This window comes from Kitasatospora sp. NPDC053308 (assembly GCF_055585785.1).
In genome coordinates this window covers 418,360-437,053 of sequence record NZ_JBVJJY010000005.1, presented here as the reverse complement: position 1 = coordinate 437,053, position 18,694 = coordinate 418,360, and the positions used below count along the sequence as shown (strand labels likewise).

The 18,694-nt window shown below is 73.0% G+C and carries 9 protein-coding genes; 6 read left to right on the top strand and 3 right to left on the bottom strand.

Translation table 11 applies throughout. The features are described from left to right. The first annotated feature begins 486 nt into the window (after positions 1 to 486). Entirely contained in the window at positions 487 to 2,781 is a 2,295-nt protein-coding gene (gene glgX, locus ACZ6Y7_RS15220; RefSeq protein WP_465758343.1) for a glycogen debranching protein GlgX, read from the top strand. Between the two features lie 235 nt (positions 2,782 to 3,016). Here glgX and ACZ6Y7_RS15215 read toward each other — a convergent pair whose 3' ends face one another. Then, complete coding sequence (locus tag ACZ6Y7_RS15215; RefSeq protein ID WP_465758342.1) at positions 3,017 to 4,447, bottom strand: family 2B encapsulin nanocompartment shell protein; 1,431 nt, start codon at positions 4,445 to 4,447, stop codon at positions 3,017 to 3,019. A gap of 233 nt (positions 4,448 to 4,680) precedes the next feature. On the opposite strand from ACZ6Y7_RS15215, the gene ACZ6Y7_RS15210 reads away from it, so the two are divergent. Then, entirely contained in the window at positions 4,681 to 6,573 is a 1,893-nt protein-coding gene (locus tag ACZ6Y7_RS15210; RefSeq protein ID WP_465758341.1) for an ABC transporter ATP-binding protein, read from the top strand. A 38-nt stretch (positions 6,574 to 6,611) separates the two neighbouring features. Continuing rightward, positions 6,612 to 8,402, top strand: a complete 1,791-nt coding sequence (locus tag ACZ6Y7_RS15205; protein ID WP_465758401.1) for an ABC transporter ATP-binding protein — start codon at positions 6,612 to 6,614, stop codon at positions 8,400 to 8,402. A gap of 104 nt (positions 8,403 to 8,506) precedes the next feature. On the opposite strand, the gene ACZ6Y7_RS15200 is transcribed toward ACZ6Y7_RS15205, so the two are convergent. Both ACZ6Y7_RS15200 and glgP read right to left on the bottom strand, forming a co-directional pair. Continuing rightward, positions 8,507 to 9,412: a hypothetical protein gene (locus ACZ6Y7_RS15200; RefSeq protein WP_465758340.1), complete on the bottom strand. Its 906-nt coding sequence runs from the start codon at positions 9,410 to 9,412 to the stop codon at positions 8,507 to 8,509. Positions 9,413 to 9,490: 78 nt separating this feature from the next. Further along, a complete protein-coding gene (gene glgP, locus ACZ6Y7_RS15195) occupies positions 9,491 to 12,172 on the bottom strand; it encodes an alpha-glucan family phosphorylase (protein WP_465758339.1) in 2,682 nt (893 codons plus the stop codon). Between the two features lie 1,088 nt (positions 12,173 to 13,260). On the opposite strand from glgP, the gene ACZ6Y7_RS15190 reads away from it, so the two are divergent. The 3 genes from ACZ6Y7_RS15190 (at position 13,261) to ACZ6Y7_RS15180 (ending at position 18,688) form a co-directional block, all read left to right on the top strand. Then, positions 13,261 to 15,216: an alpha-1,4-glucan--maltose-1-phosphate maltosyltransferase gene (locus ACZ6Y7_RS15190; RefSeq protein ID WP_465758400.1), complete on the top strand. Its 1,956-nt coding sequence runs from the start codon at positions 13,261 to 13,263 to the stop codon at positions 15,214 to 15,216. Beyond that, on the top strand, positions 15,213 to 16,937 hold the full coding sequence (treS, locus tag ACZ6Y7_RS15185; protein WP_465758338.1) for a maltose alpha-D-glucosyltransferase: 1,725 nt from the start codon (positions 15,213 to 15,215) through the stop codon (positions 16,935 to 16,937). The genes ACZ6Y7_RS15190 and treS overlap by 4 nt, the downstream gene beginning before the upstream one ends. Before the next feature lie 260 nt (positions 16,938 to 17,197). Further along, positions 17,198 to 18,688: a maltokinase N-terminal cap-like domain-containing protein gene (locus ACZ6Y7_RS15180; RefSeq protein ID WP_465758337.1), complete on the top strand. Its 1,491-nt coding sequence runs from the start codon at positions 17,198 to 17,200 to the stop codon at positions 18,686 to 18,688. Positions 18,689 to 18,694: the final 6 nt, after the last annotated feature.

Below are 18,694 nucleotides of genomic sequence, written 5' to 3'. Positions count from 1 at the left end.
CCAACCAGGAGACACGCCAACCACCCCACCCACCCCCAGCACCCACCCCACCCCAGCACCCACCTCCCCGAGCCCACCCACACCCACCCCACCCATCCCACCTCCCTCCCCCCACCTCCCCCTCACCCCCCACCTCCCCCTCACCTCCCCCTCACCCGCCCCCGCGAGAGGGACGCGCTGCGGAAGGGGCGGCGCAGGGGGTGGCCCGGAGAGGGGCGTTGCGGGTGATTTTCAGACTGCCAACGGCGCCCAGCCCCGTGGGCCAGAGTCGGCAGTCTGAAAATCATCCAGCCCCTCGGAGCGGCCACCCCCGGAGCCGCCCCGGCACCCACCCTCCCGAGAGCACCCACCCACCCCCCAGCCCCGCGCAGCGGCCCCCCACCACGCCACCCACCGGTAAGCCCCCGTTCAGCCGCTTCCGATCTGCACAATCCGGGAAGACCCAAAGAACGGGGCTCAGGACACCCCGCCCAGGGAGGTACGGCCATGGCGTCAGGGCAGGAGCTGGAAGCCACAGCACGGCCGAGCAGCGCCGAGCGGCCCCCCGAGCCACCACTGCCCGGCAGCTGGCAACCCCTGGGCGCCCGCTTCCGCCCCTCCCACCCCAACCCCACCACCCCTCACAACCCCACCCACCCCAACTGCACCACCCCTCACAACCCCACCCCCACCAACCACCCCGCCCCCGGCACCAACTTCGCCCTCTGGACCCCCGGCGCCGAGGCCGTCGACCTGTGCCTCTTCGACGAGGACGGCCGGGAGAGCCGGCACCGCCTCACCGAGCAGGACTTCCAGGTCTGGCACGGCTTCCTGCCGGGCGTCCTCCCCGGCACCCGCTACGGCTTCCGCGTCCACGGCCGCTGGGACCCGTGGACGGGCGCCCGCTGGAACCCGGCCAAGCTGCTGCTGGACCCGTACGCCCGGGCCATCGACGGCTGTTACACCTCCCACGACGCCGCCTGCGCCGCCGTCCGCAACTGGCCGGAGGCGGACGTCGCCGACACCGTCCGGGACAACCGCGACTCCGCCCCGTACGTGCCCAGATCCGTGGTCGTGCACGACGACGACGACTGGTTCGACGACCACCGCCCGAAGACCCCCTGGGCCGAGACGGTGATCTACGAGCTGCACGTCCGCGGTTTCACCATGCGCCACCCCGACATCCCGCCGCACCTGCGCGGCACCTACGCCGGCCTCGCCCACCCCGCCGCCATCGCCCACCTCACCCGTCTCGGGGTGACCGCCGTCGAGCTGCTGCCGGTCCACCAGTACGCCAGCGAGGACCACCTGCAGTCCCGCGGCCTCGTCAACTACTGGGGCTACAACACGGTCGGCTACTTCGCCCCGCACGCCGGATACTCCGCATCCGGCTCCCGCGGCGGCCAGGTCGGCGAGTTCAAGCGGATGGTCCGGGCCCTGCACGCCGCCGGGATCGAGGTGATCCTGGACGTGGTGTTCAACCACACCGCCGAGGGCGGCGCCCTCGGCCCGATGCTCTCGCTGCGCGGCATCGACAACGCCGGCTACTACCGCCTGCCGCCGAACCGCCCGCGCGGCTACGCCGACTACACCGGCTGCGGCAACACCCTGGACACGCGCCGTCCGCAGGTGATCCGGCTGGTCACCGACTCGCTGCGGTACTGGGTCGCCGAGATGGGCGTGGACGGCTTCCGGTTCGACCTCGCCGCCGCCCTCGCCCGCGGCGGCCCCGGCGGCGGCGACGGCGTGGACATGGACCACCCCTTCCTCGCCGCCGTCTCCCAGGACCCGCTGCTGAGCCGGGTGAAGCTGATCGCCGAGCCCTGGGACGTCGGCCCGGGCGGCTACCAGGTCGGCGGCTTCCCCCCGCTGTGGGCCGAGTGGAACGACAAGTACCGCGACGCCGTACGGGACTTCTGGCGCGGCGCCCGCCCGGACGTCCGCGAGCTCGGCTACCGCCTCTCCGGCTCCTCCGACCTCTACCAGCGCGGCGGCCGCCGCCCGTACGCCTCGGTCAACTACGTGACGGCGCACGACGGCTTCACCCTGCGCGACCTGGTCTCCTACGACCGCAAGCACAACGAGGCGAACGGCGAGGACAACCGGGACGGCACCGACGACAACCGCTCCTGGAACCACGGCGTCGAGGGCGAGACCACCGACCCGGCCGTCAACGCCCTCCGCCTGCGCCAACTGCGCAACCTGATCGCCACCCTGCTGCTCTCGGCGGGCGTCCCGATGCTCACCGCCGGGGACGAGCTGGGCCGCACCCAAGGCGGCAACAACAACGCCTACTGCCAGGACAACGAGGTCAGCTGGCTGGACTGGTCGCTGCTGTCGGAGCCCGGCTGGCAGGAGCTGTGCGAGCTGACCGCCCGGCTGGTCCGGCTGCGCCGGGCGCACCCGGTGCTCCGCCGACGGGCGTTCTTCTCCGGCCGGGCCACCGCCCCCGGCGGGCAGCCGGACCTGGCCTGGTTCACCCCGCTCGGCAAGGAGATGACCGAGGCCGACTGGTTCGCGCCGACGGCCTGCCTCGGCATGCTGCTCTCCGGCTCCGCGCTGTCCGAACGGGACGACACCGGGCGCCCGTTGCGGGACGACAGCTTCCTGCTGCTGCTCAACGCCGGCCACCGCGAGGTGCTGTTCACCCTGCCCGGCGAGCCCTGGGCGGCCCCGGAGGCGGCGTACGAGACGGTGGTCGACACCGCCGCCGCGGGCACCGGCGAGCCGCACCCGCACGGCACCGTCGTCCTGGGCGGGCGCTCCCTGCAACTCCTCCGCGCACCCGCCCCGAACGCCTGAACCCCGAACCCCTCCACCCAGAACCCCGGACCCAGAACCCCGAACCCCGGACCCAGAACCCCGAACCCCTCGACCCGGAACCCCGGACCCCGGACCCCGGAACGCCCAGTCCCGAACCCTGCCCCCGCCCGCCCGTCAGTCCGCCCGTCCGCCCGTCCGCCCGTCCGTCAACCCGCCCGCCCGTCAGTCCGCCCGTCCGCCCGCCCGCCCGTCAACCCGTCGGCCCGTCGGCCCGTCAGCCCCGGGCGCGCCCCAGCTCCACGTTCTCCAGCACCCCGATCGCGTCCGGCACCAGCACCGCCGCCGAGTAGTAGGTGCTGACCAGGTACGAGGCGATCGCCTTGTCGTCGATGCCCATGAAACGGACGTTCAGGCCGGGCTCGACCTCGTCCGGCAGGTTGACCTGGGTGAGCCCGACCACACCCTGGTTGTCCTCGCCGACCCGCATCGCGATGAACGAGCTGGTCTGCTGGTCGGAGACCGGGATCTTGCTGCACGGGAAGATCGGCACCCCGCGCCAGGTCGGCCGGTGCTTGCCGAGGACGTCGACGGTGGGCGGGTAGACGCCGGCCCTGTTGCACTCCCGTTGGAACGCGGCGATCGCCCGCGGGTGGGCGAACAGGTAGTCGGTGTCGCGCCGCATGCTCAGCAGCTCGTCGAGGTCGTCCGGGGTGGGCGCCCCGGAGCGGGTCTGGATCCGCTGGTCGAAGTCGGTGTTGCCGAGCAGGCCGAACTCCGGGTTGTTGACGAGCTCGTACTCCTGCCGCTCCCGCAGGGCCTCGACGGTCAACCGCAGCTGCTCCGCCGTCTGGTTCATCGGCTTGTTGTAGAGGTCCGCCACCCGGGTGTGCACCTTGAGGACGGTCTGCGCGACGCTCAGCTCGTACTCGCGCGGCTTCAGCTCGTAGTCCACGAAGGCGCCGGGCAGCTCGTACTCGCCGTGGTGACCGGCGGAGAGGTCGATCTCCGCCTCGCCGTGCGCGTTCTGGGCCTGCGCGGCGTCGGCGGCGAAGCCCAGCAGCTGCTCGCGCAGCGAGTCGGAGCGGTCGACCAGCTCCTGGAAGACCGGCCAGGGCAGCGCCATCGCGACGCCGGAGGTCGCGGCCTTCACGGTGTACGGCCAGGTGCCGCTCTGCTCGGTGAGCGCCTCGTCGCCGAGGTGGTCGCCGTCGGCGAGGGAGCCGAGCACGGTCGGCTCGCCGTACTTGCCGGTGCCGATCCGCTCGACCTTGCCGTGCGCGACCAGGAACACCTCCTCGATCGGCGCGCCCTCCTGGACCAGCACGTCGCCCACCCCGAAGTCCCGTTGCACGAACCGGCCGGCCAGCTCCTCCAGCACCGCGTCGTCCTGGTACCCGCGCAGCGCGGGCACCTCGCGCAGCGTGGGGGCGATCACGCTCACCGTGGACCCGGCCTTGGAGAAGCCCACCCGGCCGCGCCCGGCGGCGAAGCTGAGGCGGCGGTTGACCCGGTAGGTGCCCGCGCTGACCTGCACCCAGGGCAGCATCTTCAGCAGCCAGCGGGAGGTGATCTCCTGCATCTGCGGCTTCGACTTGGTCGTCGTCGCCAGGTTCCTGGCCGCGGTCGTGCTGAGGCTGAGCCGGGCCCGCACCTGCACCATCGCGGAGCCGCCGGGGGCCGGGGTGGGTTCGGTTTCGACCGTCATGTCCACACTCCTGTCACTCAGGTATCAATGAGCATCCGTCAGGAGATTCCATCGGCCGATCGGCCGGGGCTCGCAAGAGGCGCACGGCGCAGTCGTCCCTGCACGAACCGCCGCGCACGCCCCGCCGTCCACCCCCGCACCACTCGTCCGGGTGGCCGGTTCTCGCCGGAGAGCCCGGACAGGGGCGAAAAACCGGATGAGAAATGACGGCCCCATTGCCTACCCTCACCGCGATGGCCGAGAACCGACATGACACCGACAACCAGCCCGAGGGCGCAGCCGTGACCGAGCGCCGGCACTCCACGGTCCGCTCCCTGCTGCGCCTGTGGCCGTACGCGCGCGCCGTCCGCGGCCGGCTGGCCGTGTCCGTGACGGCCGCCTCCCTCGGCATGCTGAGCACCCTCGCCGTCCCCGTGATCCTCGGCCGGATCGTGGACGGCCCGCTCGCCAGCCACGACCCGGCCGCCCTGTGGCCGCTGGTCGGCCTGCTGCTGTTCGCGGGCCTCTTCGAGGCCGGGCTGTTCTACACCCGCCGAGTGGTGCTGGCCCGCCCGCTCGCCGGGCTGGAGACGGCGATGCGCGGCGACCTCTTCGCCAAGCTCCAACGGCTGCCGGTCTCCTTCCATGACCGCTGGGGCTCCGGCCAGCTGCTCTCCCGGGCCACCGCCGACATGTACACCATGCGGCTGTTCCTGGCCTTCCCGCTGGTCTTCCTGATCGTCAACTCGGTGATGTTCCTGGCCGGGACGGTGGTGATGTTCACCCAGGACTGGCGGCTCGCGCTGATCGCCCTGGTGCCCGTCGTCCCGCTGTTCCTGCTCACCCGGAGCTTCGAGTCCCGCTACTCCGGCGCCTCCCGGCTCGCCCAGGACCAGAACGGCGACCTCGCCACCATCGTCGAGGAGTCCGTCCTCGGCATCCGGATCCTCAAGGCCTTCGGCCGCCACCGCTCGATGGCCGAGCGCTTCCGCCGGCAGTCCCGCGAGCTGCGCCGCACCGAGCTGCACAAGGCCCACCTGCTCGCCAGGCTCTGGGCCGTCATCGTCGGTCTGCCGGAGCTCGCCCTCGGCTGCGCCCTCGCCGTCGGCGCCGTCCTGGTCGCCCACGACGAGCTGAGCGCCGGCACCCTGGTCGCCTTCCTCTCCACCGCGCTCGCGCTGCGCTGGCCGGTCGAGTCGCTCGGCTGGCTGCTCGCCTACGCCAACGAGGCCGCCACCGCCACCGACCGCTTCTTCGAGGTGCTGGACGAACCGGACACCCCGGATCCGGGGACCGTCACCGAGCTCGGCGCCCCCGACGGCATCCGCTTCACCGGCGTCCGCTTCCGCTACCCCGACGCCCCCGCGGGCAGCCCCGACCTGCTGGCCGGCATCGACCTGCACATCCGCAGCGGCGAGACGATGGCCCTGGTCGGCGCCACCGGCAGCGGCAAGACCACGCTCACCGCCCTGCTCCCCCGGCTGCACGAGGCCACCGCCGGCACCATCACGCTGGACGGCCGGGACGTCCGCGACCTGCCCCGGGAGCGGCTGCGCGAGCTCGTCGCGGTCGCCTTCGAGGAGCCCACCCTGTTCTCCGCCACCGTCCGGGAGAACGTCCTGATGGGCGCCCCCGGCGCCGGCGAGGACCAGCTGCGCTCGGCCCTCGCCACCGCCCAGGCCGGGTTCGTCGAGCGGCTCCCCGAGGGTGTGGACACCGAGGTCGGCGAGCAGGGCCTGAGCCTGTCCGGCGGCCAGCGCCAGCGGCTCGCGCTGGCCCGCGCGGTGGTCGGCGACCCGGCCTTCCTGGTGCTGGACGACCCGCTCTCCGCCCTAGACGTGCACACCGAGGCGCTGGTGGAGCGGGCGCTGCGCGAGGTCCTCGGCACCACGACCGCCCTGGTGGTCGCCCACCGCCCCAGCACCGTGCTGCTCGCCGACCGGGTCGCGGTGCTGGCGGACGGCCGGATCGAGGCCGTGGGCACCCACCAGGAGCTGCTGCGCGACTGTGCCCACTACCGCGAGCTGATGTCGGGCGAGGCCTCCCCCGCACCCGCACCCGCACCGGACGCTCCCGTGCCCGGTGCCCCCGTACCCGACGTCCTCGCACCCGACGCCCTCGTGCCCGGAGGAAGTGCAGCCCCGTGACGACCACCGCCGAACCCGCCGCCCCGGCCGAGGAGGAGCTGCCCCCGCCCCCGGCCGACGAGGAGGACATCCCCGTCCCGCCCGGCGCGCCCCGGGCGCTGCTGCGCTCGCTGCTCGGCCCGCACCGGGCCCGGATCGCCGTCGCGATGCTGGTGATCCTGCTCCAGCAGGCCGCCCTGCAGTCCGGCCCGCTGCTGGTCGCGATCGCGATGGACCGCGCCATCCCGGCCCTGCGCGCGCACGACTCCGGCCCGCTGATCGCGGTCACCGCCGCCTACCTGTCCTGCGCGCTGCTCAGCCCGGTGCTGCAGTGGGCGTTCATCAAGATCAGCGCCCGGGTCAACCAGGACATCCTGCTGGAGCTGCGCGGCCGGATCTTCCGGCACGCCCAGCGGCTCGGCCTGGACTTCCACGAGCGCTACACCTCGGGCCGGATCATCTCCCGGGCCACCAGCGACATCGACGCGCTGCGCGAGCTGCTCTCCGAGGGCCTGCAGGAGCTGCTGACGGTCTTCCTGTCGGTCTGCTACATCTCGGTGCTGCTGCTGGCGCTGGACTGGCGGCTCGGCCTGGTGTCGCTGCTGTCCGGCGTGCCGCTGGCGCTGATCGCCCGCTCCTTCCGCAGCCGCTCGCGCCGGGTCTACCGCCGCTCCCGGACCTCGGCCGCCTCGCTGATCGTCCGTTTCACCGAGACCATGAACGGCATCCGCCCGGTGCAGGCCTTCCGCCGCGAGAAGGCCAACGACGCGGCCTTCGCCGTGGTCAACCGGCAGTCGGCCACCGCGACCGCGGACGGCCTGCTGGAGATCGCCCGCTACGTCGGGCTGTCCCGCGCCACCGCCAACCTGTGGATCACCGGCGTGGTGCTGGTCGGCGCGTACCTGGTCCTCGACGACTCGCTGGAGCTGGGCGTGCTCACCGCCTTCACGCTCTACCTGCGCCGGCTCTACGACCCGATCGACCAGCTGGCGATGTTCCTGAACAGCTACCAGTCGGCCGCCGCCGCCCTGGAGAAGATCGCCGGTCTGCTCGCCCACGAGCCGACCGTCGCCGAGCCGGCCCGGCCGACGGAGCTGCCGCCCGCCACCCGGAAGGGCCGGGCGGTCTCCTTCGAGGGGACCCGCTTCGCGTACCGCACCGGCAAGGAGGTGCTGCCGCCCTTCGACCTGGCGATCCCGGCCGGGCAGACGGTGGCGGTGGTCGGTGCGACGGGCGCGGGCAAGTCGACGGTCGCCAAGCTGCTGGCCCGCTTCTACGACCCGACCGACGGCCGGATCCGGCTGGACGGCGTGGACCTGCGCGAGCTGGGCACCACCGAGCTGCGCCGCGGGGTGGTGATGGTGACCCAGGAGTCCTTCCTGTTCTCCGGCACCGTCGCCGAGAACATCGCGATCGGCCGGCCCGGCGCCTCCCGCGAGGAGGTCGAGCGGGCCGCCCGCGACATCGGCGCGTACGAGTTCATCGCGGCCCTGCCGGACGGCTTCGACACCGACGTGCGCAAGCGCGGCGGCCGGATCTCCGCCGGGCAGCGCCAGCTGGTCGCCTTCGCCCGCGCCCTGCTGGCGGACCCGGCGGTGCTGATCCTGGACGAGGCCACCAGCTCCCTGGACGTCCCGGGCGAGCAGGCCGTCCAGCGGGCGATGCGCACGGTGCTGGCCGGCCGGACGGCGGTGATCATCGCGCACCGGCTCTCCACCGTGGAGATCGCCGACCGCGTCCTCGTGATGGACGGGGGCCGGATCGTGGAGGACGGCTCCCCGCGGGAGCTGATCGAGGGCTCCGGCCGCTTCGCCGACCTCCACCGGGCCTGGCGGGACAGCCTGGTCTGAGGGGCACGGCCCCGACCCATGGATGTGCCCGACCGGGTGCGCCGTCACGCACCCGGCCGGGCCGCCCCTCCCGCCCCCCGCTTCCCGCTCGTCCTCCGGGGCCGTCAGACGACGGTCACCACGTAGTCGGTGTGCCAGTCCGGCGAGGGGCAGTCCTCCTCGGCGGCCACCACGTCCAGCGTCCCGCCGGGCAGCACCTGCCCGGCGACGGTCGCCGGGTCGATCACCACGGCCGGGTCGATGAAGACCGCGTCGTGGTAGCGCGGCCCGCTCGGCAGGTGGCAGGTCAGCGTCCGGGGCCCGGTCGCCGTGCAGTTGTACGGCACGGTGCCGGTCAGCGTGGTGTGCTCCGGGGTGGTGATCGCCAGGTCGACCGGGTGGGTCGAGTACGAGGGGCCCGCGTTGTACACCCACAGCGGCAGGGTGACGGTCGTCCCGGGCCCGCCGGTGAGGTCGCCCGGCTGCGGGACGGGGTGGCCGGCCTCCCAGGCCGAGGAGGCGCCGACCATGAAGTGCGCCCTGGTGTCGGCGGTGGTGAGGCGGTACGGCGCGGTGTGGCCGGACTGGTCCGGGTCACCGGGGTAGAAGGCCTGGACGTCGCCGCTGACGGTGGTGAACGGGGCGGTGATCGGCGCGACGTTCAGCGCCAGCCGCTCGACCGAGCTCGCTCCGGGGGCCAGGCCGGCCGGCAGCTGGTACGAGCTGCCGGTGCCGAAGTAGGTCAGGGTGACCGGCGGGTCGGCCGACCGCACCACACCGGGCGACGGGAAGTGCACGACGACCAGGGTCGCGTCGCCGGTGGCCGCCGGGCCGTGGTTGGTGACCCGCACCTCCAGGGTCCCGGTCTCGCCGGGGACCACCGCGTCCTGCGGCGGGCAGAGTTCGACGGACAGCCGCGCGGTCGCCGGTGGCGCCGCGAGCGGGGTGGTGGCCGCCCGGGCCGGCCAGGCCACGAGGAGGACGGAGAACGCGGCGAGGGCGGCCGCGCGCAGGTTTCGCATCATGGGCATCACGCTCACCCCGCCCGACACGCGGGGCAACCGGATGACTGCCGTCCGTGGTGGGCCCGGCAGTCATCCGTCACTCCGTCAGCGCAGCAGCCCCGCGTCCATCCCGACCGACTCGGCGGGCAGCGCGACCAGCCCCGGCTCGGCCGGGGAGGCCAGCCGCGGGTGCGCCGGCAGCACGCGGACGGTGTAGCCGAACGGTCCGGTCCGGCACAGCTCCAGCGAGCCCTCGTAGCGGGTGCGGCCGTCCAGGTCGGGCCCGCCGACCGGCTTGAGGGCGAGCAGGCAGGCGTCCGAGATGCCGTCCGACTCGTCCACCCGGCCGGAGACCACCTGCACCTCCACGTCGTCCGGCGCCAGCGAGCCCAGTGCGACCTGCACCCGCAGCGCCAGCGAGCTGCCCAGCTCCTGGGCCTCGGCCGGACAGTCCGCCTCGACGTGCTCGACCCGGACGGCCGGCCAGGCCTCCCGCACCTTCGCCTTCCAGGCCGCCAGCTCCCGCGCGGGGGCGCCGCCGGTGCCCGTCAGCTCGCGCTGGGCCAGGGCCGCCGGGGCGTACAGCCGTTCGACGTACTCGCGGACCATCCGTCCGGCGAGCACCTTGGGCCCGAGGGTGACCAGGGTGTGCCGGACCATGGCGATCCACTGCTGCGGCAGCCCGTCCGCGTCCCGGTCGTAGAACCGGCCGGCGACCTGGTGCTCGATCAGGTCGTAGAGCGCGGCCGCCTCGATGTCGTCGCGCCGCTCGGCCTCGCCGCTGTCCGGGTCGAGCACCCCGCCGCTCTCGTCGGCGGTGGGGATCGCCCAGCCGTTGCGGCCGTCGTACCACTCGTCCCACCAGCCGTCCAGGACGGACAGGTTGAGGCAGCCGTTGAGCGCCGCCTTCATCCCGGAGGTGCCGCAGGCCTCCAGCGGGCGCAGCGGGTTGTTGAGCCAGACGTCGCAGCCCGGGTAGAGGTGCTGGGCCATCGCCATGTCGTAGTCCGGCAGGAAGACGATCCGGTGCCGGACGGCCGGGTCGTCGGCGAAGGCGACCATCTGCTGGATCAGCCGCTTGCCGCCGTCGTCGGCCGGGTGGGCCTTGCCCGCCACCACGATCTGGACCGGCCGGGTGGGGTGCAGCAGCAGGCCGCGCAGCCGCTCCGGGTCGCGGAGCATCAGCGTGAGCCGCTTGTACGAGGGCACCCGGCGGGCGAAGCCGATGGTGAGCACGTCGGGGTCGAGCACCGAGGAGACCCAGCCGAGTTCCGCCTCGCCGGCCCCGCGCTGGCGCCAGGAGGCGTGCAGCCGGCGGCGGGCCTCCTCCACCAGCTGGGCGCGCAGGGTGCGGCGCAGCTCCCAGATGGCGGAGTTGCCGATCGCCTCCAGACCGGTCCAGCGGGTGGCCTCGCCGGTGGTCATCGCCTCCTCGGCGCGCTCGGCGCCGATCTCGGCGGCGCCGAGCCGGACGACCGCCGGGTCGATCCAGGTGGCGGCGTGCACGCCGTTGGTGACCGAGGTGATCGGCACCTCGGCGGCGTCGAACCCGGGCCAGAGGCCGTTGAACATCGAGCGGCTGACCTCGCCGTGCAGGGCGGAGACCCCGTTGGCGCGCTGGGCCAGCCGCAGGCCCATGGCGGCCATGTTGAACAGCTTCGGGTCCCCGCCGCGCCAGGTCTCGGCGCCGAGCGCGAGCACCTGGTCGACCGGGACGCCGGGCAGCGCGACGTCGCCGCCGAAGTGCCGGGCGACCAGCTCGCGGTCGAAGCGGTCGATCCCGGCCGGGACGGGCGTGTGGGTGGTGAAGAGGGTGCCGGCCCGGACGGACTCCAGGGCGGCGGCGAAGTCGAGGCCGTCGCCGCCCGGCGCGGCCGGGCCCGCGGCGACCAGCTCGCGGATCCGTTCGACGCCGAGGAAGCCGGCGTGGCCCTCGTTGGTGTGGAAGACCTCGGGGGCGGGGTGCCCGGTGAGCCGGCAGTAGGCGCGCACGGCCCGGACGCCGCCGATGCCCAGCAGCATCTCCTGCAGCAGCCGGTGCTCGCTGCCGCCGCCGTACAGCCGGTCGGTGACATCGCGTTCGGCGGGTGAGTTGGCCTCGATGTCGGAGTCGAGCAGCAGCAGCGGCACCCGGCCGACCTGGGCCTTGCGGATGTGTGCGGCCAGGGTGCGGCCGCCGGGCAGCGCGAGGTCGATCCGGCAGGGAGTGCCGTCGGGCTCCCGCAGCAGGCTGACCGCGAGCTCGTCCGGGTCGAGCAGAGGGTAGCGCTCCTGCTGCCAGCCGCTCCGGTCGAGCGACTGCCGGAAGTAGCCGTGCCGGTAGAACAGGCCGACGCCGATGATCGGGACGCCGAGGTCGCTGGCGGCCTTGAGGTGGTCGCCGGCCAGGATGCCGAGCCCGCCGGAGTACTGGGGCAGCGCGGCGGCGATGCCGTACTCGGGCGAGAAGTAGGCGACCGCGGCGGGCAGGGCGACGGCCTCGGCCTCCTGCCGGGTCTGGTACCAGCGCGGGCCGCTCAGGTAGTCGCGCAGGTCGTCGGCGAGGTCGCCGAGTCTGCGCAGGAAGCGCCGGTCGGTGGCGAGCGCGGCGAGCCGGGCGGCCGGGACCTCCCCGAGCAGCCGCACCGGGTCCTCACCGGTCGCGGCCCAGACCTCCGGGTCCACGGACCGGAACAGGTCCCTGGTCTCGGGGTGCCAGGACCAGCGCAGGTTGAGGGCCAGCTCGTGCAACGGCTGGAGTTGTTCGGGCAGGACGGTGCGGACGGTGAATCTGCGGATTGCCTTCACGGCGTGAAGCGTAGCCGCGGCGATCGCTCCGACAGTGGGTCAAGTGGGCTATTGGGCATCCGTTCGGCCTATTGATGAGATCGCATTCGGCGCATTGGTCTGCACGGGGGGCGCGCGAGGCGCACATATGGAGGGCCCGCGCTACCAATACGTGAACTCTGCGGTACGGATCCATTTCCGACGGCGCATCCGCTCGGAACAAGGTCCGAAACTACTGTCGTACCGGTGCAAAAACCTTGTCGCCGATGCGAGGATGACCGAAGGTCGTTGATGCTGTGGAGAGTCCGGCGACGGGTGGCGTCCCCCTCGAAGCAGCACGTCCGAAACCTTTTCGCGTTGACCGTCCCCTCTTCTCCTTAGTCCGTTCGGTGCCCACCGAGCACCGGCGCGTGTCCTCACGCCCGGCCCGCTCGTTCACGGGTGGACCGGGCCGCCCAGGGGCGTGCCCCCGGAGGCGTGCGCCGGGACGCGCACGGGCTCCGGGGCGTCCCGCCACCGGCTCGGCGGGCGCCGGGCAGGTTGCCGGGGACAGCGACGCGGGCAGGCTCCGGTCGCACGTCCTCCCCACCCAGCAGTCCTCCCGGTACTCCCTGGCCCGACCCCGGCCCGCGGGAGCTGCCGCTGATCTCGGGCAGGAGCTTGGCATGCACGGCGACACGCGGGACCAGTCCACACCGGTGGCCGAAACCCTCGACCCAGCGGTCGCGGAATCCGCCGGACGGATGGATTCTGACACTCGTACAGATCCGGCGATGCCGGCGCCCAGGGCGTCCGGGCCGGTCGGTACCGGATCCTCCGAAACCAGGTCATCCGCAGCGGCCCGAGAACCCGGGGCCGGGGAGGACCGGACCGCGGCACCCCGCCGGCGCACCACCACGCGCCGCACCACCGCCACCGCGTCGGCCACCACCCCCGAGGCCGCCGCCGGGAGCGGCTCCGCACCGCGCCGGACCGCCGCCGCCAAGAAGGCGGCCGCCCCGAAGGCGCCCGCCGCGAAGACCACCGGCCGGTCCGCCGCCAAGTCCGCCGCGAAACCCGCCCCGAAGCCCGCCCCGAAGCCCTCCGCCCGCAAGACAGAGAGCGACACCGTGATCGGCCGCATCCCCGTCCTGGACGTCAGCCCCCTCGTCGACGCCGGCCGCCGACCGGCGAAGGCCGTCGTCGGCGAGACCTTCCTGGTCACCGCGACCGTCTTCCGCGAGGGCCACGACGCCGTCAACGCCAACGTGGTGCTGCGCGACCCGCGCGGCCGCAGCGGCCCGTGGACGCCGATGCGCGAACTCGCCGAGGGCACCGACCGCTGGGGCGCGTACGTCACCCCGACCGCGCCCGGCCGCTGGTCCTATCTGGTGGAGGCGTGGAGCGACCCGATCGCCACCTGGCGCCGGACCGCCTCGGTGAAGCTGCCCGCCGGGATCGACACGGCGCTGGTCCTGGAGGAGGGCGCCCGGCTGTTCGAGCAGGCCGCGGCCGGGGTGCCGAAGAAGGACGGCCGCGCCGACGTCCTGGCCGCGGCCGACGCGCTGCGCGACCCGACCATGCCGCCGCTGTCCCGGCTGGCCGCCGCCCTCGCCCCCGAGGTGCTGGAGGTGCTGGCCCGTCACCCGCTGCGCGAACTGCTCAGCGCCTCCCGTCCGCTGCCGCTGCAGGTGGACCGCGAGCGCGCGCTGTTCGGCTCCTGGTACGAGTTCTTCCCCCGCTCGGAGGGCGCCGTGGTGGACCCGGCGGGCGTCGAGCCGCCGCGTTCGGGCACCCTGCGCACCGCCGCCGAGCGGCTGCCGGCGGTCGCCGCGATGGGCTTCGACGTGGTCTACCTGCCGCCGGTGCACCCGATCGGCCGAGCCTTCCGCAAGGGCCCCGACAACACCCTGACGGCCGGTCCGCACGACGTCGGCTCGCCCTGGGCGATCGGCTCCCCCGAGGGCGGCCACGACGCCGTCCACCCCGACCTCGGGACCATCGAGGACTTCGACCACTTCGTCGCCGAGGCCCGGGAGCTGCACCTGGAGGTGGCGCTCGACTTCGCCCTCCAGTGCTCCCCCGACCACCCCTGGGTGAACAAGCACCCGGAATGGTTCAGCCACCGCGCGGACGGCACCATCGCCTACGCCGAGAACCCTCCGAAGAAGTACCAGGACATCTACCCGATCAACTTCGATCAGGACATGGATGGAATCGTCAAGGAAACCATCCGGATCCTTCGCTTCTGGATGTCCCACGGCGTGCGGATCTTCCGCGTCGACAACCCGCACACCAAGCCGGTGGTGTTCTGGGAGAAGGTCCTCGCCGACATCGCCCGCACCGACCCCGATGTCGTGTTCCTGGCCGAGGCCTTCACCCGCCCGGCGATGATGCACACCCTGGCGAAGATCGGATTCCACCAGTCGTACACGTACTTCACCTGGCGCACCACCAAGCAGGAACTCACCGAGTACCTCACCGAACTCACCGGTGACGCGGCCGCCTACATGCGCCCCAACTTCTTCGCCAACACCCCGGACATCCTGCACGCCTACCTGCAGCACGGCGGCCGCGCCGCCTTCGCGGTCCGCGCCGTGCTCGCCGCCACCCTCTCCCCCAGCTACGGCGTGTACGCCGGGTTCGAGCTGTACGAGAACGAGCCGGCCCACCCCGGCTCCGAGGAGTACCTGCACTCGGAGAAGTACGAGCTGCGCCCGCGCGACTGGAGCCGCACCGACACCCTCGCCCCGCTGCTGACGGTGCTGAACCGGCTGCGCCGGCGCCACCCCGCCCTGCAGCAGCTGCGCGACCTGCGCTTCCACCCCACCGACAACGACCAGGTGCTCGCCTTCTCCAAGACCGCGACCACACCCGAGGGGCTCACCGACCAGGTCATCACCGTGGTGAACCTCGACCCGCACCACGTCCAGGAGGCCACCGTCACGTTGGACGGCGACGGCCCGTACGCGGTGCACGACGAGCTCACCGGCGCCGTCTACACCTGGGGCCGGCACAACTACGTCCGGCTCGATCCCTCAGCCGAGCCGGCTCACCTCCTCACGGTTCGGAGGAACCCAGCGTGACAGTGAACGAGCCCGTCCCCGACACCTTCCCCGAGACCTCGAAGAAGAACCTGGACCCCGAGTGGTTCAAGCGTGCGGTCTTCTACGAGGTGCTGGTGCGGTCCTTCCAGGACAGCAACGGCGACGGGGTCGGGGACCTCAAGGGGCTCACGGCCAAGCTCGACTACCTCCAGTGGCTCGGGATCGACTGCCTCTGGCTCCCCCCGTTCTTCGCCTCGCCGCTGCGCGACGGCGGGTACGACGTGTCCGACTACACCTCGGTGCTGCCGGAGTTCGGCGACCTCGCCGACTTCATGGAGTTCACCGACGCCGCGCACGCCCGGGGCATGCGGGTGATCATCGACTTCGTCATGAACCACACCAGCGACCAGCACCCGTGGTTCCAGGCCTCCCGGACGGACCCGGACGGGCCGTACGGCGACTTCTACATGTGGGCGGACGACGACAAGCAGTACCCGGACGCCCGGATCATCTTCGTCGACACCGAGACCTCCAACTGGACCTACGACCCGGTCCGCAAGCAGTACTACTGGCACCGGTTCTTCTCGCACCAGCCCGACCTCAACTACGACAACCCCCGGGTCCAGGACGAGATGATCGCCGGGCTGCGGTTCTGGCTCGACCTCGGCATCGACGGCTTCCGGCTCGACGCGGTGCCGTACCTGTTCGCCCGCGAGGGCACCAACTGCGAGAACCTCCCGGAGACCCACGAGTTCCTCAAGCGGGTCCGCAAGGAGATCGACGCCGACTACCCCGACACCGTGCTGCTCGCCGAGGCCAACCAGTGGCCGGAGGACGTCGTCGACTACTTCGGCGACTTCACCTCCGGCGGCGACGAGTGCCACATGGCGTTCCACTTCCCGGTGATGCCGCGGATCTTCATGGCGGTCCGCCGCGAGTCCCGCTACCCGGTGTCCGAGATCCTCGCCAAGACCCCGCGGATCCCGGCCGGCTGCCAGTGGGGCATCTTCCTGCGCAACCACGACGAGCTGACCCTGGAGATGGTCACCGACGAGGAGCGCGACTACATGTACGCGGAGTACGCCAAGGACCCCCGGATGCGCGCCAACGTGGGCATCCGCCGCCGGCTCGCCCCGCTGCTGGAGAACGACCGCAACCAGATCGAGCTGTTCACCGCCCTGCTGCTCTCCCTGCCCGGCTCGCCGGTGCTCTACTACGGGGACGAGATCGGCATGGGCGACAACATCTGGCTCGGCGACCGGGACGGCGTGCGCACGCCGATGCAGTGGACCCCGGACCGCAACGCGGGTTTCTCCTCCGCCGACCCGGGCAGGCTCAGTCTGCCGCCCATCATGGACCCGGTGTACGGCTACCAGGTGACCAACGTCGAAGCGCAGCAGAGCAGTTCGAGTTCGCTGCTGCACTGGACGCGTCGCATGATCGAGATCCGCAAGCTCAATCCGGCGTTCGGGCTCGGCAGCTACACCGAACTGCCGTCCAGCAACCCCGCCGTGCTCGCCTTCGTGCGCGAGTACGAGGGGGACCTGGTCATGTGCGTGAACAACTTCTCGCGGTTCGCCCAGCCGACCGAGCTGGACCTGCGGCAGTACGGCGGGCGCTACCCGGTCGAGCTGATCGGCGGGGTGCGCTTCCCGTCGATCGGTGAGTGGCCCTACCTGCTCACCCTGGCCGGGCACGGCTTCTACTGGTTCCAGCTCCGGCAGCCCCCGCGCCTGAGCGGGACCAGGCGGTCGAAGTAACGATCCGCCGCACCCGCCGCACCAGCACCACCAGACCCTCCGGGGGCGCGAGTTGAACGCCGGCGCCCCCGGAGTTCTCTGCACCACCGCACGTCTCTGCACCACCGCGTACGGAGAACAGCCCAACGGCCACCCACACGAAGGCGTGACACCCGAGCCGTGCTCGCGTGCCGCGACCGCCGCGCCGCCGAAATCCGGAAGACTGACGGACCCGGCCACGACCCGTCGGGCAGTCCGCGTGCTTCCGGGGAAAGGGAGTCATGTCCGAAACCTCCCGCTCGCAAGCCCATGTGCAGCACGACGAGCCGGCCGGCGCCACCGCGCCGACCGGCGCGCGGGGCTCCGGGGCCCGGAGAACCGCTCTGGGGGTCAGCGAGCTCGTCCAGGCGGCGCTCCCGCTGATCGCCGCGTGGCTGCCCACCCAGCGCTGGTACGCCGGGAAAGGCCGGCCCATCACCGGACTCACCCCGGTGGTCGGCACCCCGCTGCAGGTCGGCGACCCCGCCCTGCTGCACCTGCTGCTGCGGGTCGAGCACGCCACCACGGCCGGCGCGCCGCACGGCGACATCTACCAGCTGCTGCTCGGCATCCGCTCCCAGGGGCTCGGGGACATCGGCCCCGGCGCGGTGCTCGGCCGGCTCAACCAGGGCCCGTACGACGGCGCGACCCTCTACGACGCGGTGCACGACCCCGAACTCACCGGCCGACTGCTGGAACACCTCGCCACCGGCGACCGCTTCGGCTCGCTGTCCTTCCGCCGCACCCCCGGCTCCGGCCTGCCCGCCAACCTCCCCGGCCGCGCCTCCACCGCCGAGCAGTCCAACAGTTCGGTCATCTACGGCACCTCGTACATCCTCAAGCTGTTCCGCCGCATCCACCCCGGCACCAACCCCGATCTCGAACTCTCGCTCGCCCTCTCCCGGGCCGGCTCCACCCGGATCCCCCGGGTCGCCGCCTGGTTCGAGAGCCGGATGGAACGCGCCGAACCCGCCACCCTCGGCCTCCTCCAGCGCTACCTGCCGGACGCCGAGGACGGCTGGGAGCTCGCCCTCGACCAAGTCGGCCGGCTCAAGGGCGACCGCTCCCCCGGTAACTTCGCCATCGAGGCGCACCGGCTCGGCCGGGCCACCGCCGAGGTGCACCGGGTGCTGGCCCGGTCGATGCCGGTCGCCCGGCTCGACCGCGCCCAGACCGGACGGCTGGCCACCGCGATGGCCGACCGGCTGGACAGCGCCGTCGCCGCCGTCCCCGGACTGCTGCGCTTCCGGGCCGCGCTGCGCACCGCCTTCCACCAGCTCGCCGACGCCCACCCGGACGGCCTGCCGGTCCAGCGCATCCACGGCGACCTGCACCTCGGCCAGGCCATGCGGACCCCGCACGGCTGGGTGCTGCTGGACTTCGAGGGCGAGCCGGCCAAGTCGGTCAACGAGCGGCGCGAACCGCAGCCCGCCCTGCGGGACGTCGCCGCGATGCTCCGCTCCTTCGACTACGCGGCCGCCCACCTGCTGGCCGGCGGCCCGGTCGACCCGGAGCTGGCCCACCTCGCCGCCGCCTGGGCCCAGCGCAACCGCACCGCCTTCTGCGCCGGCTACACCGCCGGCGGCGGCGCCGACCCGGCCGCCTCACCGGAGCTGATGCGGGCGCTGGAGATCGACAAGGCGGTGTACGAGGTGGTGTACGAAGCCCGGCACCGGCCGAGCTGGCTGCCGATCCCGCTGGCCGCCATCAACCGGCTCGCCCTGTCCGTCTGACGCCCC